At 72.5% G+C, this 23,077-nt stretch carries 21 protein-coding genes; 12 read left to right on the top strand and 9 right to left on the bottom strand.

Translation table 11 applies throughout. The annotated features are described in order from the left end of the window. Positions 1–46: 46 nt before the first annotated feature. Together MOV08_RS10450 and MOV08_RS10445 are read right to left on the bottom strand one after the other, a co-directional pair. Complete coding sequence (locus MOV08_RS10450; protein ID WP_275307194.1) at positions 47–955, bottom strand: serine hydrolase; 909 nt, start codon at positions 953–955, stop codon at positions 47–49. 389 nt (positions 956–1,344) lie between these two features. Beyond that, a complete protein-coding gene (locus tag MOV08_RS10445; RefSeq protein ID WP_275307192.1) occupies positions 1,345–3,027 on the bottom strand; it encodes a glycoside hydrolase family 13 protein in 1,683 nt (560 codons plus the stop codon). Between the two features lie 451 nt (positions 3,028–3,478). Between MOV08_RS10445 and MOV08_RS10440 the strand changes: the two genes are divergently transcribed. From MOV08_RS10440 to MOV08_RS10425, 4 genes are all read left to right on the top strand, one after another. Beyond that, positions 3,479–3,985, top strand: coding sequence for a PadR family transcriptional regulator (locus MOV08_RS10440; RefSeq protein ID WP_275307191.1), 507 nt, complete (start codon positions 3,479–3,481; stop codon positions 3,983–3,985). Positions 3,986–4,127: 142 nt separating this feature from the next. Beyond that, the gene (locus MOV08_RS10435; protein WP_039640463.1) at positions 4,128–4,961 is read left to right on the top strand and encodes a M55 family metallopeptidase; all 834 of its coding nucleotides are present in this window, start codon (positions 4,128–4,130) and stop codon (positions 4,959–4,961) included. Next, a complete protein-coding gene (locus MOV08_RS10430) occupies positions 4,954–6,342 on the top strand; it encodes a M20/M25/M40 family metallo-hydrolase (protein WP_275307190.1) in 1,389 nt (462 codons plus the stop codon). The genes MOV08_RS10435 and MOV08_RS10430 overlap by 8 nt, the downstream gene beginning before the upstream one ends. A 353-nt stretch (positions 6,343–6,695) precedes the next feature. Continuing rightward, on the top strand, positions 6,696–8,486 hold the full coding sequence (locus MOV08_RS10425; protein ID WP_275311750.1) for a CocE/NonD family hydrolase: 1,791 nt from the start codon (positions 6,696–6,698) through the stop codon (positions 8,484–8,486). A gap of 104 nt (positions 8,487–8,590) precedes the next feature. Here MOV08_RS10425 and MOV08_RS10420 read toward each other — a convergent pair whose 3' ends face one another. From MOV08_RS10420 to MOV08_RS10410, 3 genes are all read right to left on the bottom strand, one after another. After that, a complete protein-coding gene (locus MOV08_RS10420) occupies positions 8,591–8,785 on the bottom strand; it encodes a ferredoxin (protein ID WP_039631207.1) in 195 nt (64 codons plus the stop codon). Positions 8,786–8,834: 49 nt separating this feature from the next. After that, the gene (locus MOV08_RS10415; protein ID WP_039631205.1) at positions 8,835–10,022 is read right to left on the bottom strand and encodes a cytochrome P450; all 1,188 of its coding nucleotides are present in this window, start codon (positions 10,020–10,022) and stop codon (positions 8,835–8,837) included. 205 nt (positions 10,023–10,227) lie between these two features. Further along, complete coding sequence (locus tag MOV08_RS10410; RefSeq protein WP_275307189.1) at positions 10,228–10,911, bottom strand: TetR/AcrR family transcriptional regulator; 684 nt, start codon at positions 10,909–10,911, stop codon at positions 10,228–10,230. Between the two features lie 46 nt (positions 10,912–10,957). On the opposite strand from MOV08_RS10410, the gene MOV08_RS10405 reads away from it, so the two are divergent. The 4 genes from MOV08_RS10405 (at position 10,958) to MOV08_RS10390 (ending at position 14,565) form a co-directional block, all read left to right on the top strand. Continuing rightward, positions 10,958–11,893 (top strand): DUF2867 domain-containing protein, encoded by a 936-nt coding sequence (locus tag MOV08_RS10405; RefSeq protein WP_275307188.1) that lies wholly within the window; start codon positions 10,958–10,960, stop codon positions 11,891–11,893. A 32-nt stretch (positions 11,894–11,925) separates the two neighbouring features. Continuing rightward, positions 11,926–13,368, top strand: coding sequence for a CoA transferase (locus tag MOV08_RS10400; protein WP_275307186.1), 1,443 nt, complete (start codon positions 11,926–11,928; stop codon positions 13,366–13,368). 148 nt (positions 13,369–13,516) lie between these two features. Continuing rightward, positions 13,517–14,071, top strand: coding sequence for a GNAT family N-acetyltransferase (locus tag MOV08_RS10395; RefSeq protein ID WP_275307184.1), 555 nt, complete (start codon positions 13,517–13,519; stop codon positions 14,069–14,071). A gap of 56 nt (positions 14,072–14,127) precedes the next feature. Beyond that, positions 14,128–14,565 (top strand): glyoxalase superfamily protein, encoded by a 438-nt coding sequence (locus MOV08_RS10390; RefSeq protein ID WP_275307183.1) that lies wholly within the window; start codon positions 14,128–14,130, stop codon positions 14,563–14,565. Between the two features lie 21 nt (positions 14,566–14,586). Here MOV08_RS10390 and MOV08_RS10385 read toward each other — a convergent pair whose 3' ends face one another. After that, on the bottom strand, positions 14,587–14,922 hold the full coding sequence (locus MOV08_RS10385) for a DUF6204 family protein (protein WP_039631198.1): 336 nt from the start codon (positions 14,920–14,922) through the stop codon (positions 14,587–14,589). A 139-nt stretch (positions 14,923–15,061) separates the two neighbouring features. Here MOV08_RS10385 and MOV08_RS10380 point away from each other — a divergent pair, with 139 nt between their 5' ends. The 3 genes from MOV08_RS10380 (at position 15,062) to MOV08_RS10370 (ending at position 19,165) form a co-directional block, all read left to right on the top strand. Then, the gene (locus tag MOV08_RS10380) at positions 15,062–15,967 is read left to right on the top strand and encodes an arginase family protein (protein WP_275307181.1); all 906 of its coding nucleotides are present in this window, start codon (positions 15,062–15,064) and stop codon (positions 15,965–15,967) included. 108 nt (positions 15,968–16,075) lie between these two features. Then, positions 16,076–18,115 carry a DUF5107 domain-containing protein gene (locus MOV08_RS10375; RefSeq protein WP_275307180.1) on the top strand — a complete coding sequence of 680 codons (2,040 nt, stop codon included), beginning with the start codon at positions 16,076–16,078 and terminating at the stop codon, positions 18,113–18,115. Positions 18,116–18,244: 129 nt separating this feature from the next. Further along, the gene (locus MOV08_RS10370; protein WP_275307178.1) at positions 18,245–19,165 is read left to right on the top strand and encodes an NADP-dependent oxidoreductase; all 921 of its coding nucleotides are present in this window, start codon (positions 18,245–18,247) and stop codon (positions 19,163–19,165) included. A 109-nt stretch (positions 19,166–19,274) separates the two neighbouring features. Here the strand turns inward: MOV08_RS10370 and MOV08_RS10365 are convergent, their stop codons facing one another. From MOV08_RS10365 to MOV08_RS10355, 3 genes are all read right to left on the bottom strand, one after another. Then, positions 19,275–19,628, bottom strand: coding sequence for a VOC family protein (locus MOV08_RS10365; RefSeq protein WP_039631189.1), 354 nt, complete (start codon positions 19,626–19,628; stop codon positions 19,275–19,277). Between the two features lie 112 nt (positions 19,629–19,740). After that, positions 19,741–20,556, bottom strand: coding sequence for a methyltransferase domain-containing protein (locus MOV08_RS10360; RefSeq protein WP_275307176.1), 816 nt, complete (start codon positions 20,554–20,556; stop codon positions 19,741–19,743). Positions 20,557–20,732: 176 nt separating this feature from the next. After that, entirely contained in the window at positions 20,733–22,220 is a 1,488-nt protein-coding gene (locus MOV08_RS10355) for a bifunctional phosphatase PAP2/diacylglycerol kinase family protein (protein ID WP_275307175.1), read from the bottom strand. A 206-nt stretch (positions 22,221–22,426) separates the two neighbouring features. Between MOV08_RS10355 and MOV08_RS10350 the strand changes: the two genes are divergently transcribed. Continuing rightward, on the top strand, positions 22,427–22,882 hold the full coding sequence (locus MOV08_RS10350; protein WP_275307173.1) for a GNAT family N-acetyltransferase: 456 nt from the start codon (positions 22,427–22,429) through the stop codon (positions 22,880–22,882). The last annotated feature ends 195 nt before the right edge of the window (positions 22,883–23,077 follow it).

Genomic DNA, 23,077 nt, shown 5'->3' with positions numbered 1-23,077 from the left:
CGCCCGGCTGCGCGCCCGCCGACGGGCCGCTCGGCCCGCTCGCCCCCTACCTGGCATCACCGGCCGCCGCCAGGTCCCGATGGATGACCTTGGCCGCCGCCTCCACCGTGGCCACCCCGTAGCCCATGGTGTCGCTGCCACTGGAGAGGACGGCCATCGCGTAGTCGGTGCCGCTGCCGTCGAAGGTGCCGACGCTGTGCACCCGCCAGCCCTTCTCCGCGCGCGGCAGCCAGCCGTTCTTCAGGTGGGCGGTCGTCGAGGCGGGCGCCCCCGCCGGTACGCCCCACCGCTGCTCGGGGACGACCCGCTGCATCAGGTCGAGGGCGTAGTCCCGGGACTCCTGGTCGAGCGCGCCGTTCTCCGCGGTCAGCAGCTGCAGCAGGGTGAGCTGGTCGGCGGCGGTGATCTGGGTCAGGCCCCAGGCGCCGCCGGACCCGGGCACCGTGTTCCGCATGCCGGCCAGGTCCAGGAAGTGCTGGATCCCGCTCCGCCCGATCTGATGCCACAGGGCGTCGGTCGAGGCGTTGTCCGACTTGGTGATCATGTCGGTGGTCAGCTTGACCTCCTGCGACGTCAGCGCGCGGTGCGCCTCCTCGGTCTGCCGCAGCAGCGCCCCGAGGACGGTGACCTTGACCACGCTCGCGGAGTCGAAGGGCGTGCCCGCCTGGAACGCGCAGTTGGTCCCCGAGGTGCGGTCGTAGAGGGCGAGCGCCGAGGTGCCCTGGCGCCCGTTGAGCGCCGCGGCGATGTCGTGGGACAGGGTGGGGGCCAGGCCCGGCCGGTCGGAGGTGCAGACGACCTTGGCGTCGCCCACGGTGTCGCCGCCGGTGCTCGCCGGGTCGCCGGTGCCGGCCGAGGCGGGGGCCGCCGTGCTCCATACGGCGAGCGCCGCTCCGGCGGCCACCAGGGCGGCCAGTCCGCGACGGGTGCAACGTGTCGTGCGTGATCCGTGCATGAAGGTGGTGTCCTGTCCCACTGTGCGCGCCGCCCGCCTGGCATCCACAGGGGAGCCCGCCCGGTATCCCACCGGCTACGGCGATCAAGCGACGGCCCGTGCCCGCTCTCGGGCACTTCAGCAGAATATGGGGCCGATCGACCTATGGGAAAAGAGCGAACGGGTGTGATATTCGCCAAACGGGCATAGGTGTCACCCTGTTCGATGCCTCCGCCGGCCCCACGGGTTCCCGCGCCGCCGGCCGCCCCGTCCGTGCGTCCCCCTGCCCGACGCACGCCCACGTCTCCGTGCACCGGCACGGTCGCGCTATCGGGGCAACGGCACACACCACCACCCCGATACCGCCCGGACCCCGCACTGCCCGGACACCGCGGCGAACTGCCGCCCGCCTACGGCAACAACGGCTGCTCCGGGTCCATCCACCACGCGGCGGTGGCCCCCGGAAGCGTCCCGGCCGGACAGGCACCACTGGCCAGCAGAGGGTCACCGGCCACCGGTGCGGGCACCGACTCGGTGCCGAAGTTCACCGCGCACACCAGGCCGTCACCGCGCACGAACGCCAACACCTGCGGCGGCGACGCCAACCAGCGCAGCGTGCCGTCCCCGAGCTGCGGCAGGCCCCGGCGCAGCTGGAGCGCCTCGCGGTACAGGTGCCAGAACGACCCGGTGTCGGCCACCGCGCGGTCGGCGGTGTGCCCGGCGAACGACGCGGGCTGCGGCAGCCAGGTCCGTGCCGCCTCGGCCGCGCTGAAGCCGTACGGGGCGGCGTCCCCGGACCACGGCAGCGGAACCCGGCAGCCGTCCCGGATGTGCTGCCGACTGCCCGTGCGGTGGAAGATCGGGTCGGTGAGCACCTCGTCCGGGAGGTCGTCGACCTCGGGCAGGCCCAGCTCCTCGCCCTGGTAGATGTAGGCCGCGCCGGGGAGGGCCAGCATCAGCAGTGCCGCGGCACGGGCCCGGGCCGGGCCCGAAGCGCCCTCCGGCGTGCCCGGTTCGCCCGCGTAACGGGTGACCGTCCGGACCTGGTCGTGGTTGTTGAGCACCCAGGTCACGGTGGACCCGGTGTCCGCGATGTCGGTCAGCGCCTCGGAGATGACCTTGCGGAAGAGGCCGATGTCCCAGCGCGCGGTCAACAGGTGGAAGAAGAACGCCTGGTGCAGCTCGTCCGGCCGGACGTACGCGGCCTGCTCGCCCGGGGTCCGCACCGACACCTCGCCCACCAGCAGCCGGTCGTGGCCGTCCCGGGCGGTGTACTCCTCGCACAGCGCCCGCCAGTCCCGCCACACCTGGTGTACCTCGGGCTGGTTCCAGGCCAACGGGTTGACCGAGTCGCGGGTGCGCTCGTCGGCCGCCGGGTCGGGGGAGTCGGGGAGCTCGGGGTGCTTGAAGAGCCCCGCGGCCACATCGATGCGGAAGCCGTCCACCCCGCGGTCCAGCCAGAAGCGCAGCACCTTGTCGAAGTCGGCCGCCACATCGGGGTTGCGCCAGTTCAGGTCGGGCTGCTCGGGCGTGAACATGTGGAGGTACCACTGTCCCGGAGTGCCGTCCTCCTCGGTGATGCGGGACCAGGCGGGCCCGCCGAACATCGCCCGCCAGTTGTTGGGCGGCAGCTCGCCGTGCTCCCCGCGCCCGTCCGCGAAGTGGAAGAGCCGCCGCGACGGCCCGTCCGGCCCTTCCTCCAAAGCGGTCTGGAACCAAGGGTGTTCACTGGAGCAGTGGTTGGGGACGATGTCCAACAGGACCTTCAGCCCGAGCCGGTGGGCATCGGCCATCAAGCGGTCGAACTCGTTGAGATCGCCGTACGCCGGGTCCACGTCGCGGTAGTCCGCCACGTCGTACCCGTGGTCGTGCTGCGGTGACGGGAAGAACGGGCTGAGCCAGATCCCGTCCACACCGAGCCTCTTGAGGTAGGGCAGCCCGGCACGGACCCCGGCCAGGTCTCCGGTACCGTCTCCGGTGGTGTCGCGGAAGCTGCGCACGTAGACCTGGTAGATGACCGCATCGCGCCACCAGCGCTGGGCCGTGTCCTGGGCGGGGGTCGGAAGGCCGCGATCTGCGGTGGCTGTGAACATCTGCCGGATCCACTTCTTACGGAGCAAGTCGGCGTGGCGCCTTGCGAGTTGCTGTGATGCATGCATGTTAGGTAGCCGCATCTTTTCGGTGTCAACAGAATGACGAAAGTCGAACGGTACGTGCCCGGATTTGTGGGGTATGGCGTCGGGATCCTGCACCGAACCGCACCGGTGTCTGCCATGAATCGTCCGCCTGGATTCGCCAACTCCCTTATGCGGCAAGCGAGTACGGGCGGTAGCGAGTGGGGGAGTGCGGCTTGGCGAGGGTGGCCCCGCTCTCCGCCCTCCCCATGTCCGGTTCGTGACCGCGCCTTTGCGTACCTGTTAGCCATGCGGGAGTGGGGAAGTGGGGAGCCTGGAGAAAGGATTTCCCTACGAGGTCCCGAAGGCGGGACCTCGACTGCGGACGACGACATGCAACGGGCGACGAGGGCACAGGGAGAGGGAAGGCGTGCGGCTGCCACTCCTGGCGCTGCTGGTCAGCGCACCCGCGCACGGCTATGAACTGAAACAGGCCCTGGAGGCACTCCTGGGTGCGGCCTACCCCCGGCCGAACATCGGGCAGGTCTACGTCACCCTGGGGCGGCTGGAGAGGGCGGGCCTCATCGAGGGCGAGGAGGTCGAGCAGTCGGACCGGCCGAACAAGCGGATCTACCGGATCACCGCGGCCGGCCGGGAGGCGGTGGAGGCGTGGTTCGAGGAGTCCACCGTCGGGCCGCGGCTCCGCGACGAGTTCTTCATGAAGCTGGCGCTCGCCTCCCGGGTCGGGGCGGTCGACCTGACCCGCCTCATCAACAGGCAACGCCGGCACTACCTCAAGAGCATGCGGGAGCTGTCCAGGTTGGCGGTGTCCGAAGACCGGGGCAACCGGGTCGCGCACCTGCTGGTGGAGGGCGCGATGCTGCACCTCCAGGCGGACCTCGAATGGCTGGAGCGCTGCCAGGAGGAACTGGAATGAGGGGGAGGGGCGACGTAAACGATCTTCAGTGGTCTGGACCTCCGGAGTTGTCCACAGCCCTGGCAGGGGTGTTCGCCGCCGCGTAACGTGACGGGTCGAGGGCCCTGCACACGCCCTCTCACCTGCGATGGGACTGATAGACGTGAAGATCTTGATCTCCGCGGACATGGAGGGTGCGACGGGAGTGACGTGGCCCGCCGATGTGCTGCCGGGCACACCGCAGTGGGAGCGCTGCCGCCACATGTTCACCTCCGACGTGAACGCCGCCATCGCCGGTTTCTTCGACGGCGGGGCGGACGAGGTGGTCGTCAACGAGGCCCACTGGACGATGCGCAACCTGCTGCTGGAGCAGCTCGACGAGCGGGCCGCGATGCTGACGGGGCGTCATAAGGCGCTGAGCATGGTCGAGGGCGTGCAGCACGGCGACGTCGACGGCATCGCGTTCGTCGGCTACCACACCGGGGCCGGGACGGAGGGCGTACTGGCCCACACCTATCTCGCCAACACCCTCACCGGCGTCTGGGTCAACGGCATACGCGCCAGCGAGGGGTATCTCAACTCCCTCGTCGTGGCCGAGTACGGGGTACCCGTGGTGCTGGTGACGGGCGACGACCGGACCTGCGAGGATGCCAAGGAATACGCGCCGCGGGCGCCCGGCGTGGCGGTCAAGGACCATGTGTCGCGCTATGCGGCGGTGTGCCGGCCGCCGGCCCGTACGGCGGCCGAGATCCGGGCCGCGGCCCGCGAGGGCGCGGCGCTCGCGGTGCGTCACGATCCGGTCCGCGGCGGCCCGTTCCGGTTCGAGTTGGAGTTCGACGCCGAACACCTGGTGGGGGCGTCGACATGCGTGCCCGGCGTGGAGCGCTGCGGCGAGCGCCGCGTCGCGTATACCAGTCAGAACATGTACGAAGCCATCCGGTGTTTCAAGGCGGTCACCACGGTCGTCTCGTCCGCCGTGGAGGAGCAGTATGGCTGAGAGGGAGCTGGCGGAGCACGGGCCCGGCCCGGCCGCCGAGACGGTCGATCAGCAGGCGCTCGACGAGGTCGTGCGGTTCACCTCGGAGCTGATCCGCATCGACACCGGCAACGCCGGCGACGGCAGCTGCCGGGAGCGTCCGGCCGCCGAGTACGTCGCCGAGCGGCTGACCGAGGTGGGCGTCGAACCGGTTCTGCTGGAGCGCACCCCGGGGCGGACGAACGTCGTCGCCCGCATCGAGGGCAGCGACCCGTCCGCCGACGCCCTGCTGGTGCACGGGCACCTGGACGTGGTCCCGGCCGAGCCCGCCGACTGGCAGGTGCACCCCTTCTCGGGGGAGGTCCGGGACGGTGTGGTCTGGGGCCGGGGCGCCATCGACATGAAGAACATGGACGCGATGATGCTCGCCGTCGTCCGGCAGTGGGCCCGCAGCGGGGCGCGGCCCCGGCGCGACATCGTGCTGGCGTTCACCGCGGACGAGGAGGCGAGCGCCGAGGACGGCTCCGGCTTCCTGGCCGACCACCACGCCGACCTCTTCGAGGGCTGCACCGAGGGCATCAGCGAATCGGGCGCCTTCACCTTCCACGCCGGCGGCGGGATGCGGATCTATCCGATCGCGGCCGGGGAGCGCGGCACCGCCTGGCTGAAGCTGACGGCCCGGGGCCGGGCCGGGCACGGTTCGAAGGTCAACCGCGACAACGCGGTCAGCAGGCTGGCCGACGCGGTGTCCCGGATCGGCGCGCACGCATGGCCGGTGCGGCTCACCCCCACCGTCCGGGCCGCGCTGCGCGAACTCGCCGCGCTGCACGGCATCGACATCGACCCCGAGCGGCCCGACGTCGACGTCGACGCCCTGCTCGACAAGCTCGGTCCGTCCGCCAAGCTGGTGGAGCCGACGGTCCGCAACAGCGCCAATCCGACGATGCTGTCGGCCGGTTACAAGGTCAATGTGATCCCGGGTTCCGCCGTCGCCCATGTGGACGGCAGGGTCGTCCCCGGTGGCGAGGCCGAGTTCCGCACGACCATGGACGAGCTCACCGGGCCCCAGGTCACCTGGGACTACCACCACGGAGAGGTGGCGCTCCAGGCCCCGGTGGATTCCCCGTCGTTCGCCGCGATGCGGGCCGCGATCGAGCGGTTCGACCCGGACGGCCACACCGTGCCGTACTGCATGTCCGGCGGCACCGACGCCAAGCAGTTCTCCCGGCTGGGCATCGTCGGCTACGGCTTCTCGCCGCTGAAGCTGCCCGAGGGGTTCGACTACCAGGCGCTCTTCCACGGCGTGGACGAGCGGGTGCCGGTGGAGGGCCTGCACTTCGGCGTCCGGGTCCTCGACCACTTCCTGCGCGGTGTGCCCGGCCGCGGCCGGCCCGCCGTCTGACGACGGGTGCCCGATCGGCCGGCGGGCGCCGGCCGGGAGACGGCGCACGGGTTGGGTGGGCGCGCGGGCGCACGCCGCTCGATCGGACGAGCCGCGCCGGTGCGGGTGACGAGGCGTGGCCATGGGTCGGACGGTCGGCCCTACGGCGTCGTCCGAACGGCCCCTCTCGCCCCCGTTTCCCGGTCGACCGCGGTGAACTGACGTCCTATCAGCGACTCGTGTCATGAGCGTTGACATGCTAGTTACTCGTGTCACAACATGAGCGCGCCGTTACCGACTGGTTGGTACGACGTGTTCTTGTGGAGGTCTGCGTGCTCAGCGTGTCCCGAGTCGTGTCCCGCCCCGTGCTCCGCATGTCGCTGGCCCTGCTGACCGGCACCGCCCTCACCGCGCCCCTCGTCCTGAACGCCCCCGCTGCCGCCGCGGGCGACGCCGCCGAACCGTACACGGTCTCCGCGCTCAAGGTGACCGTGCGGGCCGGCGACCGCAACTGCACGGTGGACGCCGACCTCTACCGCCCGCGGGGCGTCGACGCCGCGCACCCGGCGCCCGCCGTGCTGACCACGAACGGCTTCGGCGGCAGCAAGGCGGACGGCTCGACCGACGCCACCGCCCGGGCGCTCGCCGCCCGAGGCTATGTCGCACTCGCCTACTCCGGCCTGGGCTTCGGCCGGACCGGCTGCCCGATCTCGCTCGACGACCCCGCGATCGACGGCCGGGCGGCAAGCCGACTGATCGACGTGCTGGCCGGGTCGCGGGCCGCCGACGACGGCACCCGCGTCGACTTCGTCGCCGAGGACCGGCCCGGCGACCCCCGGGTCGGCATGATCGGAGGGTCGTACGGCGGGGCGATCCAGATGGCCACCGCCGCGGTCGACCATCGCGTCGACGCGCTGGTCCCGCTGATCACCTGGAACGACCTCGCGTACTCCCTGACTCCGAACAACATCGGCCGCACGGACGGCGTCGGCGGTGCGGTCCCCGGGGCGTACAAACACCAGTGGACGAACGGCTTCTTCCTCATCGGCGAGGCGCAGGGGCTGCTCCACCCGAGGCTGGACCCGTCCCGGGCCGGGGAGCTCGGCTGCCTGCACTTCGTCGCGCCGGCCTGCCGCACCAAGCGACTGCTGGAGTCCCGCAAGTACCCGGCCGACGAGACCCGGGCGATGCTCCAGTACGCACGCAGCGTCTCCCCGGTGTCCTACCTGAAGTCGGTGAAGGCGCCGACCCTGTTGGTCCAGGGGCAGGCCGACACCCTCTTCAACCTCAACGAGGCCACGGCCACCTACCGCACGCTCGCCGCCCAGGGCACGCCGGTCAAGATGATCTGGCAGTCCTGGGGCCACAGCGGCGGGATGAAGGACCCCGTGAAGGGCGAACTCGACCTGGCGCGGGGCAACTTGGACACCAGTTACGTGGGGCGCCGGATCCTCGCCTGGTTCGACCGGTATCTGCGGCACCGGACCGCCACCGACACCGGACCGGCCTTCGCGTACTACCGGGACTGGGTGACCAGTGGTCCCACCTACGCCACCTCGTCCGCCTTCCCGGCGGGCGGCAGCCGCCGGCTCTATCTCTCCGGTGACGGCAGGCTCGTGGACAGCCGTGCCGAGGTGGTCCGCGGGACCCGCGCGTACCGCAATCTGCGGGTGCCGACCAGCCACTCGGAGAACTCGCTGGCCGGCCTTGTCAGGGTGCCGGACTTCCAGCCCTACGACATCAAGGGCACCTACCTGGACTGGACCTCGGCGCCGGTGACGGGCGGGCCGCTGGACGTGGTCGGGGCGCCCAAGGTCACCCTGAGGGTGCATTCGCCCCGCGCCGAGCGGGAGCAGAACTCCTCGGACGCGGCCGACAAACTGGTGCTCTTCGTCAAGCTCTACGATGTCGCGCCGGACGGTCGGAAGGCGCTGGTGCACCGGTTGGTCGCCCCGGCCAGGGTGCCCGATGTGACCCGTGCGTTCACCGTGGAACTGCCGGGCATCGTGCACCGCTACCAGCCGGGGCACCGGTTGCGGCTGGTGATCGCCGCGAGTGACACCGCCTATGCGGGCAACCGCGGGGTGAAGGGGGTGTCGGTCGCCAGCGCGCCCGAGGACGGCGGAGTCCTCGAACTCCCCGTCACCCGCGGGGTCGTGCCGTAGCGGATGGGGCGGATGCCGTGGGTGTCGACGTCAGGGGCGGCACGTGTCGGGCGTGCCGCGGCCGCCCGGCGGCACCGGCCGGTCGGGGGCGGGGTGTTCCGGCGTCACTCCTCCGTGATCTTGATGGCCTGCACCGGGCAGGCGCGGACGGCTTCCCGCACCAACGGGTCGCCCCCGCCGTCCTCCCGGCCCGGCAGCAGCGCGCTGAAGCCGTCGTCGTCCTGGGTGAAGACCGACGGCGCCGTCAGCGCACACTGGCCGGCGCCGATACAGACGTTCGTGTCAATGGTGATCCGCATTGTCGGGCCCCTTTCGTGGGCGTACCGCCTCCGGTGGCGCCGATCGGTGCTACCAGGCAAGCGGCAGTTCGATCATTCCTTGGAGAGTGTGCCCCGGCTTGAACGGAATCTCGGCAGCCGGCACGGCGAGTCGCAGATCGGGGATTCGCCTGAAGAGCGAGCGTAGCGCGATCTCCATCTCGGCGCGGGCCAGATTCTGCCCCAGGCACTGGTGGACGCCGAAGCCGAACGCGACGTGGTGGCGGGCCGAGCGGTCGAGGTCCAGTTCGTCCGGGGCCGGGTAGGCGGCCTCGTCCCGGTTGATCATCGACGTCGAGAACATCACGCCGTCGCCGGCGCGAATGGTCCGGCCGGCGATCTCGATGTCGTCGGTCGCCACCCGCAGCATGCCGTCGGCGATGGACAGGAACCGCAACAGCTCCTCGACCGCGGTCGGGATCAGATTGTCGTCGGCTTTCAACTGCGCCAGCTGGTCGGGGTGTTCGAGCAGGGTGAAGGTGCCGAGCGAGATCATGTTGGCGGTGGTCTCGTGGCCGGCGACCAGCAGGACCATGGCCAGCCGGACCAGCTCCTCATGCCGCAGCGAGCCGGTCCGCAGCCGCTCGGTGATCAGCTCGTCCAACAGGCCGTCGCCCGGGGTCTTTTCCTTGGTCGCGATCAGCTCTGCCAGATATCCCTCCAGTTCGAGCCGGGCCTCCTCGCTCTCCTCGGCCGACCGCCCGCGCAGCAGCCGGTGGGACCGCTCCTCGAAGAACTCATGGTCCGCGTAGGGGACGCCGAGCAGCAGGCAGATCACCATCGAGGGGACCGGCAGGGCGAACGCGGAGACCAACTCGGCGGGCGGCCCCTGGGCCACCATCCGGTCCAGCAGCTCGTCCACGATCCGCTGGATCTGCGGCCGGAGCGCGATGGTCCGCTTGACGCTGAAGCTGGGGATCAGCATGCGCCGCTGGGTGTTGTGCTCCGGGTCGTCCACGCCGATCAGCGGGGTCCGCACGCGCCGCACGGCCTCGAACCGCTCCAACGTGATGGGGAACGCGGGATTCTGCCGGTCGGCCGACAGGCGCCCGTCGACCAGCAGCGCCCGTGCCTCGGTGTGGCCGGTCACCGCCCAGATTCTGCGGCCGTCGTAGAGGGCGACGTGGGAGAGCGGGCCGGACTCGCGCAGCGGCCGGTAGTTCGTCGGCGGGTGATAGGGGCAGGTGCGGTCCTGGGGGAAGGAGATGGTCTCGGTCACGGTTCCTCCCGTGCGGGTGGGGTGAGTTGCTCGTCACGGGGACGTCACCGGTGCCTGCCGTGTGACATGCCGCCCCGGCGGCGAGCAGTGTGCGCCGCGCTGATCTCCGTGGGTGTGCGGTGTGCGTGAGGTCTGCGTGAGGTGTGCGGGGTGTCGCCACGCCAGGTCGGTCAACAGGGCGCGACTGCGGTCCGGTTGGGTGCGATCACCCCCTCTCGGCTGCGGATCCCGCTACGCGCCGCTGCGGGTTCGCTTGTCGAACGTCCGGGCCCGCGCCGGGCGTTCCCGCCGGACGCAACAAGGTTTCCAGCAGCGTGTCCAGATGCCGGTCGCGGGCGGGGCCGGCCGGCAGGGACCGCGGAACCGCGTGGCTGAGCTGGGTGTGCCCCAGATACGCGGTGTACGCGAGCAGGCCGCGGCGGTGCGCCTCGTCCTCGGGGAAGCCCAACTCGGCGAAGAGTGCGGCGATATGGCCGATCCGGCGGTCGGTCACCCGGGCGAGCGCGGCGGCCACCCGCGGATCCGCGGCGGAGGCCAGCAGCGAGACCTCCAGTGGATCCTCGGCGGCCCGGCGGGTGGCCCGCAGGAACAGTCGGCGGAGCCGCTCGCCCGGATCGGGCTCGTCGGCCAGCTCGGCGATCACGGTTTCGGTGCGGGTCTCGGCCCAGCGGTCCAGGGCGGCCTCGATCAGTGCGTCGCGGTTGGTGAAGTGCCAGTAGAAGCTGCCCTTGGTGGTGCCCAGGCGGACCGCCAGCGGCTCCACGGCGACCGCCGCCAGGCCGCCTTCCCCCATGGCCGCAAGGGCCGCGTCGGCCCAATCCTGCACGGTCAGTCGCTGCCGTGCGGCGCCGCCGCCGGTCTCCTTCGTCCGCTGTCGCACCATGACCATACGCTACCGTACGGTAAAAACATACGCCACCGTATGGAGGTGCCCCGTGCACACGGTCCGCGACGCCCATACCCGCACCGTCCAGGCCCCGGCGGAGGTCGTGGGAGCCCTGATCGACCGGCTGGGCGGCCAGCCCGACCCGCTCTTCCCGACGCCCGTATGGCCAGCCATGCGCTTCGACCGCCCCTTGGGGGTCGGTGCGGACGGCGGTCATGGATTCGTCCGCTACCGCGTCGCCGCCTACGAGCCGGGCCGCCGCATCCGCTTCGCCTTCACGCCCGGCCCGTCCGGCGAGGACACCGGTCACCACGAGGTCACCGTCCACCCCCTGGGGGCGGACCGCTGCCGGGTCGACCACGTCCTGGAGTCCCGGCTCCCCCTCGCCCGCCGGATCGTCTGGCACCTGGCGATCCGCGCCGTCCACGGCACCGTCGTCGAGGAACTCTTCGACAACCTCGAACGGGCCGCCACCGGACGCCTTGGTGCCCCCGTCCACCGGTCGCCCCGGGTGCGGCTGCTCAACCGCCTCCTGTGGGACCGGCCGACGGCCGTCGCCCTACCGGAAGGCGCGCACCTGGCACGCAGTGCCTTCTCGCGTACGGACTTCCAGGACGCCTGGCAGCTGCCGCTGCGACCAGGTATGCCGCGCGAACCGGAAGCCTGGGAAGGGGTGTTGCGCGGGGCGTCGTTCCCCGTGCTCGCGCGGCGGGGCGGGGAGATCCTGTTGGGCAAGGACGCCGGTCACCTCGACTTCCGGGCCTCGCTCCTGGTCGCCGGCGACCAGATCACGCTCGGCACCGTCGTGCGCACCCACCACCGCGGAGGGCGCCTCTACCTGGCCGTCATACGCCGCATCCACCCCTTCGTGGTGCGCGGAGCGCTGCGCCGGGCCCACCGTGAACTGGCGCTGGCGGCGCCCGGCGCGGCCGAGCGGTGGCGGCCCGCCGTCCCGGAGGAAGGTCGAGAACGACCGTCCTGCTAGCCATGGATGGCACTCAGTGCCAGACTCGGCTCATGATGCAACGAGACGACACGGGACGGCGGCAGAACCTCGGCACGGACCAGGCGTGGGCGGCGCTCGGCGGCGACCTCGGGCTCACGGAACACATCTCCTACGACGGGCCGTCCGGCCTGCTGCCGGCTCGCCTCCCGGTCATGGCCCTGGCCCGTTCCACCGTGGCCGTCTGCGCGCTCGCCGCGGCCGAGCTGGCCGCACAGCGCGACGGCGGCCCGCTGCCCGCCGTACGGGTCGACGACGGAGCCGTGGCCACCGCCTTCGTCAGCGAACGGCATCTGCGGATCGACGGTCGCGCCCCGTCGACCTTCGCCCCGCTCTCCCGGTTCTGGCGCACTGCCGACGGCTGGCTGCGCACCCATGCCAACTACCCGCACCACCGGGCCCGTTTGCTCGGCGCGCTGGGCCTCCCGGACACCGCCGGACCCGCCGACGCCGAGGCCGTGATCGCCGCACGGCGGGCCGAGGAACTCCAGGAGGCCGTCTACGCGGCCGGCGGGCTGGCCGTCGCCGCCCGGACCCCCGAGGAGTGGGCCGCCCACGAGCAGGGCGCCGCCCTCGCCCGGAAGCCACTGCTGACGCGCGAGGACCTGGGGGCCGGCGCCCCGCCGCGGGTACTGCCGGCCCGAGCCGGCGACCCGGTGCTGCCCGCCGCCGGGCTGCGCGTGCTGGACCTGACCCGAGTGCTCGCCGGCCCGGTCGCCACCCGGACGCTGGCCCTTCTCGGCGCGGACGTCCTGCGCATCGACGCACCGCAGCTGCCGGAGAGTCAGGACGCCCACAGCGACACCGGTTTCGGCAAGCGCTCCACCGCGCTGGACCTGGGATCGCCCGGTGGACGCGCGTCCTTCGAGGCGCTGCTGGCCGAGGCGGACGTGGTGGTGACCGGCTACCGCCCCGGCGCCCTCGACCGCTTCGGGCTCACCCCCGAGGCCCTGGTGGAACGCCGCCCCGGGCTGGTGGTGGCCCGGCTCTCCGCCTGGGGCGACGACGGCCCCTGGGGCGGCCGGCGCGGCTTCGACAGCGTCGTACAGGTCGCGACCGGCATCGCCGCCGTCGAGGCGAGTGACGACGGCACCCCGGGCGCGCTGCCCGCGCAGGCACTGGACCACGGCACCGGGTACCTGCTGGCCGCTGCGGTGCTGCGGGCACTGACCGAGCAGGCCCGGACCGGCGGTTCGCACCTGGCGACGCTGGCGCTGGGCCGTACGGCACGCTGGCTGGTGCACGACCTCGGGGACACGCCCGGCCGGCCCGCCGTCGAGGCGGCGACCGGGTACGCCGTCACCACGGGCTACGACCCCGCCCACCACCTCCGCGAGACCGACAGCCCCGCAGGGCGACTGCTGCACGCACTGCCCCCGGTGTCCTTCGAGGGCGGCCCGGTGAACTGGGCCACGCCGTCCGGGCGTTGGGGCACCGATGCGCCCGTGTGGCGCTGACGACCCCGCGCTCCCGTCCACCACGGGACGCACCCGCGGACTCCGGGCCGGCCGGTCAACACCCGTCCGGAGTCCGCGGTGCGGCCTGGCCGTCGGGAAACGGGGCAGTCGGCCCGCCCGCACGGCCCCTCCCTCGTACGATCTGCCGATGACGAGCACCGACCGCTACCTCGCCCGTGGCCCCAGGGTGGGCATCCGGCGCTTCACCGCCGACGATCGGCAGGAGTTCACCGCCCTCGTCCGGCAGAGCATGGATCTGCACCGACCCTGGCTCTTTCCGCCGGGCACCGACGCCGCGTACGACGGTTACCTGGCGCGACTTCAGGAACCCCTGCGCGAGGGCTTCCTGATCTGTGCGCACGACAGCGGGCGGATCGCGGGCTACCTCACCGTCAACAACATCGTGCACGGCGCCTTCCTCAGCGGCGCCATCGGCTACGGCGTGTTCGCCCACGCCGCCGGCCGGGGCCTGATGAGCGAGGGACTACGACTGGTGCGCCGCTATGCCTTCGGCCCGCTGGGCCTGCACCGTCTGGAGGCCAACATTCAGCCGTCCAACGAGCAGTCGATCCGCCTGGTCGAGCGCGCGGGCTTCCGTCTGGAGGGCTTCTCGCCGGACTTCCTCTTCGTCGACGGCGCCTGGCGCGATCACGAACGCTGGGCCCTCACCCGTGAGATGGTCCAGAAGGACGAAGAAGACTAGGCGGACCAGGAAGGCGACCGGGCGGACCGGGGCGCCAGGAGAGGCGGCGAGGCGGAGTGAGCGACACCAAGGAGAAGGGCAGGACCAAGGGGGGCGACGGCACCCAGGCGGGGGAGGTCGTCGTCCGGAGCGCGGTACCGATCTTCCGGATCTTCGACGTGGCCAAGGCACACGAGTTCTACGTCGACTACCTCGGCTGCACCCTCGACTGGGAGCACCGCTTCGCACCCGGCATGCCGCTCTACACCCAGGTGTCCCGGAGCGGCCTGGTCCTCCACCTCTCGGAGCATCACGGCGATGCGACCCCGGGCTCGACCGTGTACGTCGAGTTGACGGGGGTGCGCGCCCTGCACGCCGAACTGACCGCCAAGGACTACCCGTACCTGCGTCCCGGCCTGGAGGAGGACGAGTTCGGCACCTGTCTCACCCTCACCGACCCGTTCGGCAACCGGCTGCGCTTCAACGAGCCGTCCCCGGAGGGACGGCAGGGATAGCGCGCGCCATCGGGCGGCCCGCTACCGGTCCTTGCGGTTGATCTTCATCGTGTCCATGTCGGTGGCGGTGGCCCGCAGCTCCCGGTAGCCCAGCCCCGCCGCCCGCAGCGCGCCCTCCGCCTTCTCCTCGCCGAGCGCGGCGGCCATCTCCTCGCCGAGCGCGGCGTCCGAGACGATGACGTAGCGGTAGCTGAAGGCGTGCAGGGCGGCGTCGTAGGCCAGCGAGCCCTCGGGCGTGAACCTCATCTGGGCGAGCCCGTGGTCGTCCACCTCGGCGAGCAGCTGCGCCCGGGCCTCCGCCGTGAGGTGGTCCCACTTGCCGCGGACGATCACTCGGTAGGTGTGCTGCGTGGCCATCTCCACCGCTTCCGTTCTGGTCTGCGTTCCACGTGTGCAGCAGTAGAGGCTATGCGTGCGGGCCCCCGACCGCCTGCGGTTTTCCCTGCAACCCCCTGCAACGACCGGCCGTTTACCGGCCGCCCGTTACGATCGCCGTATGCGCCGGAACGTGCTCATCGATGCCCCCTCCAACCTGGGACTGCGGCCGCCCGCACCCGGTGCGGTGCCCGGTTGCTACAAGCTCGCCGGAGCGCTGCGGGAACAGGGACTGCTGCGGCGGCTCGGCGCACTGGAGGGCGGGGTGGTGGTGCCGCCCCGTTACGGCCTGGGGGACTGGCGCGAGGGAGACGGGGACTTCCACGCCGCGGCGATCGCCGCCTACAGCGCGCGGCTCGCCCGCCGGGTGCAGGGACACGTGCGCAGCGGCGACTTCCCGGTCGTCCTCGGTGGCGACTGCAGCATCCTGCTCGGCGCGGTGCTCGCGCTGCGGCGACTGGGGCGGTACGGCGTGGCCTATCTGGACGGACACGGCGACTTCCGGCATCCGGGGAACACCGAGGTGACCGGCCCCGTCGGCGCCGCGGCCGGAGAGGGCGTCGCCCAGATCACCGGCCGCGGCCAGGCCGGCCTGACGGATATCGAGGGGATGCGCCCGTATGTCCGCGACGAGGACGTGAGCCTCCTCGGGGTCCGCGACGCGGACGAGGACCAGGAGGAGCTAGCCCGACTGGGCATCAGCTGCACCAACGTCGGCGAGATCCGGCGGCGCGGCCCCGAAGCGGTCGCCCGGGCGGCGCTGCGGCACCTCCAGAACTCCCCGCTGGACGGCTTCTGGATCCATCTGGACGCGGACGTGCTGGACCCCTCGGTGATGCCCGCGGTCGACAGCCCCGACCCCGACGGCCTGTTCACCGACGAACTACGGGCGCTGCTTTCCCCGTTGGCCGCCTCCCCGCGCTGCGTGGGGATCACCGTGGCGATCTACGACCCGGACCGCGACCCCGACGGATCCGGGGCAGTACTGCTGGCCGACCTCCTCGCGGGTGTCTTTGCGCAACCCTGACCCCACCTGGCCAACAGGGGCCCTGTTCAGACGGCCGATCACGTTGTTCCATGGTCAACAGCGGGCCGCCGTAGCCGAGGGGGTCCGGTCCGATCCTGCGAGGCAGCCGTGGCCACGAGTGTGCGACGCACCACCCTGACCCTTCCCCTGGCCGCCCTCGGCCCGGACAACCCACTGCCCGCGCTGCGCGGCCCCGAAGACGTGCACCGCATCGAGATCCCCCGGGACACCGCGCTGCCCGCCGACATGGCGCGGCAGATCGGCTATCGGCCGCTGCGCTCGATCCTGCCCACCCGGATGCGCGACGGCTACGGTCGGGACCGTCGTCGCACCGACCTCGACGCGCTGGTCATCGAGAACGACAAGCTGCGCGCCACCGTCCTGCCCGGCCTCGGCGGCCGGGTGTACTCCCTCCACCACAAGCCCACCGGCCGCGAACTGCTCTACCGCAACCCGGTGGTGCAGCCCGCCGCCTTCGCCCTCAACGGGGCGTGGTTCTCCGGCGGCATCGAATGGAACATCGGCGCCACGGGGCACACCACCCTCTCGTGCGCTCCGTTGCACGCCGCCCGGGTCCCGGCTCCCGATGGCGGCGAGATGCTGCGGCTGTGGGAGTGGGAGCGGCTGCGCGACCTGCCGTTCCAGGTGGACCTGTGGTTGCCCGACGGCGCGGAGTTCCTCTACGTGGGCGTGCGGATCCGCAATCCGCACCACCACACCGCCCCGGTGTACTGGTGGTCCAACACCGCCGTCCCCGAGGACGAGCACACCCGTGTACTGGCCCCGGCCGAGGCGGCCTGGCACTTCGGGTACGAGCGCACGCTGCGGCGCGTGCCGGTGCCGGAGTCCGCCGGAGCCGACCGGACCTACCCGTTGCGCAGCGAGTTCCCCGCGGACTACTTCTACGACCTGCCAGAGGACGCCCGCCCCTGGATCGCCTCCCTGGACCGGGACGGCCGCGGACTGGTGCAGACCTCCACCGCCGCCCTCTCCGGCCGCAAGCTCTTCCTGTGGGGCGCCGGACGGGCCGGACGGCGCTGGCAGCGCTGGCTCACCGAACCGGGCACCGGCGGCTACGCGGAGATCCAAGCGGGCCTGGCCCGTACCCAACTGGAGCACGTCCCGCTCGACGCCGGTGGGGAGTTCAGCTGGCTGGAGGCGTACGGGCCGCTGGACGCCGACCCCGTCCAGGTCCACGGCGCGGACTGGACGGCGGCGCGCGGCACCGTGGAATCCCGGCTGGCGGCGGTACTGCCCCGGGACCAGGTCGATGCGGCGTACGCGGCCTGGCTCCCGTACGCGGACGTGGAGCCGAAGGAACAACTGGCCACCGGCTCCGGCTGGGGCGCCCTCGAAGTGGCCCGCGCGGGCCTGGAGCTCCCCGGCACACCGTTCGCCCCGGCCACCCTGGGCGCCGAGCAGCAGCCCTGGCTGACGCTGGTCAGAACGGGGGAGCTGCCGGCCGCCGGCCCGGTCCCCGGACCCGCCCCGGTCGCCCCGGCCTGGCGCGACCTGCTGGAGTCCGCCCGTCCGGGGCCGGCCGTCGAGTATCACCTCGGGCTCGCCCAGTGGCACGCCGGCGACCGCGCACAGGCCGTCCGCAGCTGGGAGCGTGCGCTGGCGCACGGCGCCGGCTGCCTGCCGCTGTACTGCCTGGCCGTCGCCGAGTCCGTGGCGGGCGAGACCGCGCACGCCGCCGACCGGTTCACGCAGGCTTTCGACTGTGCTGTCGGTTCGGCCGGGTCCGACGATCCGGCGGTGGCCAGGGCCTGGCGGGATGCTCTGCCGGCCCTCGTCCGGGAGGCGGTGCCCGTGCTGCTGGCGGTGGACCGGGCCGACACCGCCGCCGGGATGCTGGCGGCGCTGCGCCCCGCCGAGCGCGCGGGCGGCCGCTTCCGCCTCCTGGCGGCGCAGGTCCTGCTCGCCCAGGGACAGCCGGCGGCGGCGCGCGAGATCTTCGACGAGGGCTTCGAGATCGCCGATCTTCGGGAGGGCGCCGAGGTCCTGAGCGACACCTGGTACGCCCTCGCCGAGCGGCTGGTGGCGGGGGACGGTCCGATCACCGCGGAATCCGCGGCCCGGGCCCGCGCGGAGCATCCGCTGCCGGAGCGGTACGAGTTCCGGATGCGGCCGGCGGAAACGGCATAGCGCAGGCGGGGCGCCTCGGGCAGGGAGGACGGCACCGCCCGGGGCGCCCCTGCGCAGGTTGGCATATGCCAGTTGGAAAAGATCGCAAGGGCGCGGAATCCTCGGGGATCATCACGCGTTGTGACGAACATGAAGGCAATCACCACGAACAGTTACGGCGGCCCTGAGGTTCTCACCTACTCCGAGCAGCCCGATCCGAAGGTCGGGCCGGACTCGGTGCTGATCCGGGTGCACGCCGCCGGCGTCAATCCGGTCGACTGGAAGGTCGTCGCGGGCTATCTGGACGGCATGATGCACGCTCACTTCCCGCTCATTCCCGGGTGGGACGTGGCCGGAGTGGTCGAGGCGGTCGGCGCCGACGCCACCGAGTACGCGGTGGGCGACGAAGTCATCGGCTACGTCCGCAAGGACGAGGTGCAGCACGGCACGTACGCCGAGCTGGTCGCCGCGCCGGTGCGCACCCTGGCCCGCAAGCCCGACACGCTCGGCTGGCAGCAGTCCGCCGGGCTCCCGCTCGCCGGGCTGACGGCCTATCAATCCCTCAAGCGGGCGCGGACCAAGGCGGGCGATCTGGTGCTGGTGCACGCCGCCGCGGGCGGTGTCGGCTCGCTGGCCGTCCAGATCGCGGTCGCCGAGGGGGCCCGCGTGATCGGCACGGCCAGCGAGCGCAACCACGACTTCCTGCGGTCCCTGGGCGCCGAACCGGTGACCTATGGCGACGGGCTCGCGGACCGGGTGCGCGCCCTGGCGCCCGAAGGCGTCGACGTCGCCCTGGACTTCGTCGGAGGTGGGGCCGTGGACGTCTCGCAGGAGGTGCTCAAGGACCGCAGCCGGGTGGTGTCGATCGCCGACGGCGAGGTCCGTGCGAAGGGCGGTCACATGGTGTGGGTCAGACCGGACACCGCCGATCTGACCGCCCTGGCCATCCTCGCGGACGCGGGGAAGCTGACCGTGCAGGTCGATACGGCGCTCCCGCTGGAGGAGGCCGCCGAGGCGTTCCGGCGCAGCATGGCCGGCCGGACCCGAGGCAAGATCGTCCTGGAGGTGTGAGGGGTGTGAGGGGCGAGCAGGCGACCCGGGCGCCGCACGGCGCGCCGCGAGTGTGCATCGGACGCCGTCCGGCCGTCCTCCGACGGGTGAAGGGAGTGCGGCGGAGAGGCTAGCTGCCTTGTGCGCGATCGACGTACTCGAAGACAGAGCCGTCGGGGTGACGGGCAATCAGATTACGTCCGATGGGGGTGGACAGTGGCCCGGCGATGATGTCCGCGCCGACCGCGGTGAGGTCGGCCACCGCTTGGTCGACATCTTTGACGGCGAGGGTCGCGGTGATCTTCCGCAGTACCGACAGCTCCGCCTCGGGGCCGCTCATCAGGAAGAAGCATCCCACCGCGGCGACCGCCACCCCGCCGCGCTGGAAGCGGATCGCCTCGGCACCGGTCAGTCGTTCGTACACCGTGACCGCGGCATCGAGGTCGCCGACACATACCCGAAGTGAGGTCCCCAGAATGTCCATATGAATCAGCCTAGTTGGGCTGCCGGTGACTGCGCGAACCCTGACCGTGGTGTGACTGCGGTGTGCCCACGCGGTGGAGGCGAGGTGGCGGAAGTGTCGATCTGACGCTACGTCAAACCCGGCACAGGATCTCGCCGTGCAGCATGCCGAACCAGCCGTCCTCCTCGGTGCCCCACTCCCGCCAGGCCGCGGCGATGCGGGTCAGGTCGTCCTCGGTGGCGTATCCGCCGTCGATCGCGATCTTGGCGTAGGAGGAGGCGACCGTGCGGTCCGCCCACAGTTCGGACCACCAGGAGCGCTCCTCGGGGGTCTGGTAGCACCAGGTGCTCGCCTGCGCGGTGATGTTCTCCGGCGCGAAGCCGGCCTGGCGTGCCCAGGCATGCAGTCGGCGCCCGGCGTCCGGCACGCCGCCGTTGCCGCGGGCCACCCGGCGGTAGAGGTCCAGCCAGTCGGCCATCCCCGCCACCTCCGGGTACCACGTGAAGGTGGCGTAGTCCGCATCGCGGACGGCGACGATGCCACCGGGCTTGGTGACGCGGCGCATCTCGCGCAGCGCCTGCACGGGGTCGCCCACGTGCTGCAGGACTTGGTGGGCGTGCGTCACGCAGAAGGTGTCGTCGGGGAAGTCCAGTTCATGGACGTCGCCAACCGTGAAGCGGACGTTCTGCACTCCGCGGGCGGCGGCCGTGGCGCGGGCCTGCTCCAGGATGCCGGGCGCGTGGTCCAGGCCGGTGACCTGGCCGTCCGGCACCAGGGCCGCCAGGTCGGCGGTGATGGTGCCGGGGCCGCAGCCGATGTCGAGGACCTGCATGTGGGGCAGCAGTGAATCCAGCAGGTATCCGGCTGAGTTGGCGGCGGTGCGCCAGGTGTGCGAGCGCAGTACGGACTCGTGGTGGCCGTGGGTGTAGACGGCGGACTCCTGCGGCATGGATCGGCTCCTTCGCGGACATCGGGGGCTGCCGCACGAGGCCATGTCGGAACGCGGCCGGGGTGCGGATGCCCTACGGCGGACTGCCTCACACGGTACGCCGGTGTCTCGTATGGCGAGAGATATGTCTTGCGATGTGGACGCGAGGTGGTGGCTCCTGGTGGGTGTGGGGTTGGTCAGTTGGGGAGGAGGCGGTAGACGGTCAGGGCCTCGTTCCTCTTCTCCAGGGTCAACTCGCCGGGTACGGCGCTCACTTCGCCGTCGTAGGCGAGCGGGGTGCCGTTCGGGAGGCCGCCGATGCGCAGGCGGGGGAGCCGGGCCTCGCCCACGAGCGGAGAACTGCGCGGGGTGCCCAGCAGGGCGGCGGTGAGCAGCCGGATGCCGGCCAGCCGACCGGCGTGCACCACGCGGACGTCGAGCACGCCGTCGGCCAGGTCGTGGCGCCGTACGGGCGCGGTGCCCAGGCCGCGGTACTGGCAGTTGCCGACGAACAGCAGCCAGACGGCGTGCCGTTCGCCGTTGATCTCGATGCTCAGGGGCGTGGAGGAGCGCAGCACTTCGCAGGCGGCGAGGATCCCGGCGGGCCAGGCGCCGATCCGATGCGCCCACCGCTCCCGGATCCGGACCAGCTCCGGATACGCCCCGATGGAGAAGGTGTTGAGGAAGTACTGGCCGTCCTGATGCGGCCCGACCTGGAAGCGCGCCAGGTCGACGGCCACGGCCTCGCCGCTCTCCACGGCGCGCGCCGCGTCCGCGTAGGTCTCGACGCCCAGGTCGTAGGCGAAGTGGTTGAGGGTGCCGCCGGGCAGGACCGCGAGCGGCAGTCCGTGGCGCACCGCGACCGTGGCCGCCGCGTTGACGGTGCCGTCGCCGCCGAGCACGCCCAGCGCACCGCCCCGCGCCAGGGCCTGCTCGGCCGCCTCCTCCAGTGCCTTGTCCATCGGCATGCCGTCCGGTCCGCCGCAGACCACCACCTCGGCCTGCGGGAGCGCTCCGTGCACCTCCGCGGCCCGGTCGGGGCGCGGCCCCGAGCGTTGTCCGGAGGACGCGTTGGCCACCACGTACAGTCCGCGTCCGCGGGGCAGTGCGGGCGCCTCGGCGCGGGGCCGGGCGGGCGGGGCCAGTTGGGCGCGGGTCGGCGCCATGCCGCGCACCGCGAAGGCCGCGCCCACGCCGAGCGCGGCACCGGCCAGCACGTCACCCGGATAGTGCACACCCGTATAGACGCGGGAGAACGCCACGGAGGCGGCGAGCGGGGCGAGGGTCAGGCCCCACCACTTGTTCTCGAAGCCGACACCGGTGGCGAAGGCCGCCGCCGAGGCCGCGTGCCCGGACGGAAAGGAGGAGGTGAAGGGCTGGCGGCCGAGCTGACGCATCATCGGGACGGCGTCCAGCAGCGGTCTGGCGCGGCGTACGGAGCGTTTGCCGAGGGTGTTCACCGTCGCGGACGCCAGGGCCAGCGAGGCCATGCCGCGCAGGGCGGCCCGACGCGCGGGCCGCCCGCCCAGGGCCGCCGCCCCGGCCGCCACACCGAACCACAGCAGCCCGTGATTGGCACTGCGGGTCAGCCGGGGCAGTACGCGCTGGGCGCCCGGCCATTCGCGCGCGGCGATCCGATCGAAGGCCCACCGGTCGAGGTGCGGGAGAAGTTTTCGGCTGTGCATGGGGCACGTGTACCCGGGGAGGGACGAGGCAGGCAGGGGGGAGACACTGATGGCCGGTGGCCGGTGGCCGGTGGCCGGTGGCCGGTGGCCGGTGGCCGCTGGCTGTTGCGGGCGTTGCGGGCGGGGAAGCGTGAGGGGTGGGAGCGGTGGAGGAACGGGAGGCGTGGGTGGTTCGGAGGCGGGGGGATGCTGACCTCGGTGCCTGTGTGGCGGTTCTCGCCGAGGTGCACGCCCACAGCGGCTACCCCCACCACTGGCCCGAGGAGCCGGGCCGGTGGCTCACCCCCGACGGGCTGACCGCCGCGTGGGTCGCCGAGGCGGGAGGCACGGTGGCCGGCCATGCCGCGCTGTGCGGACGCGAGGTGAGCCGCCTTTATGTCGCGCCCGGCGCGCGGGGGCACGGCCTCGGCGCGCGGTTGATGGCCGCCGTCGAGGCGGAGGCCGCGGCCCGGGGGGTGCGGCCCGTCTTGGAGGTGAAGACGTCCGACACCTCGGCGGTCGCGCTGTACGAGCGCCGGGGATGGGTGCGGCGCGGCACCGAGCGCCAGGTGTGGGGCGCGGCAGGGGCGGAGGAAACGGTGGAGGTGCATCGGTACGAGGCGCCTACGGGCGGGCGGAGGGCGGAGGCGGCAGCCGAGGCGAAGGCGGAGGCGGAGGCGTAGCGGTCCGAGGCCGCGCGGCCGGGCGGGCGCGGTGCGGGGACGGCTCGGGGACGGCGGGGTATGGCGGCGGGCCGGGGGAGGGCGCCCGGTCGGCGCCGTTCGGCCGGGCGGGCTCCGCGTTCGCCTCAGGAGGCAGTGGTCACCCTCCGCTGACGTGTCGCCCCCGGTCGCCACTCCCGTGATCTGCGAAGGTGG

It is taken from the genome of Streptomyces yunnanensis (assembly GCF_029011865.1).
In the GTDB taxonomy this organism is placed as follows: domain Bacteria; phylum Actinomycetota; class Actinomycetes; order Streptomycetales; family Streptomycetaceae; genus Streptomyces; species Streptomyces yunnanensis.
The sequence above is the reverse complement of the archived record's forward strand: the minus strand, read 5'-3'. Positions and strand labels throughout refer to the sequence as shown.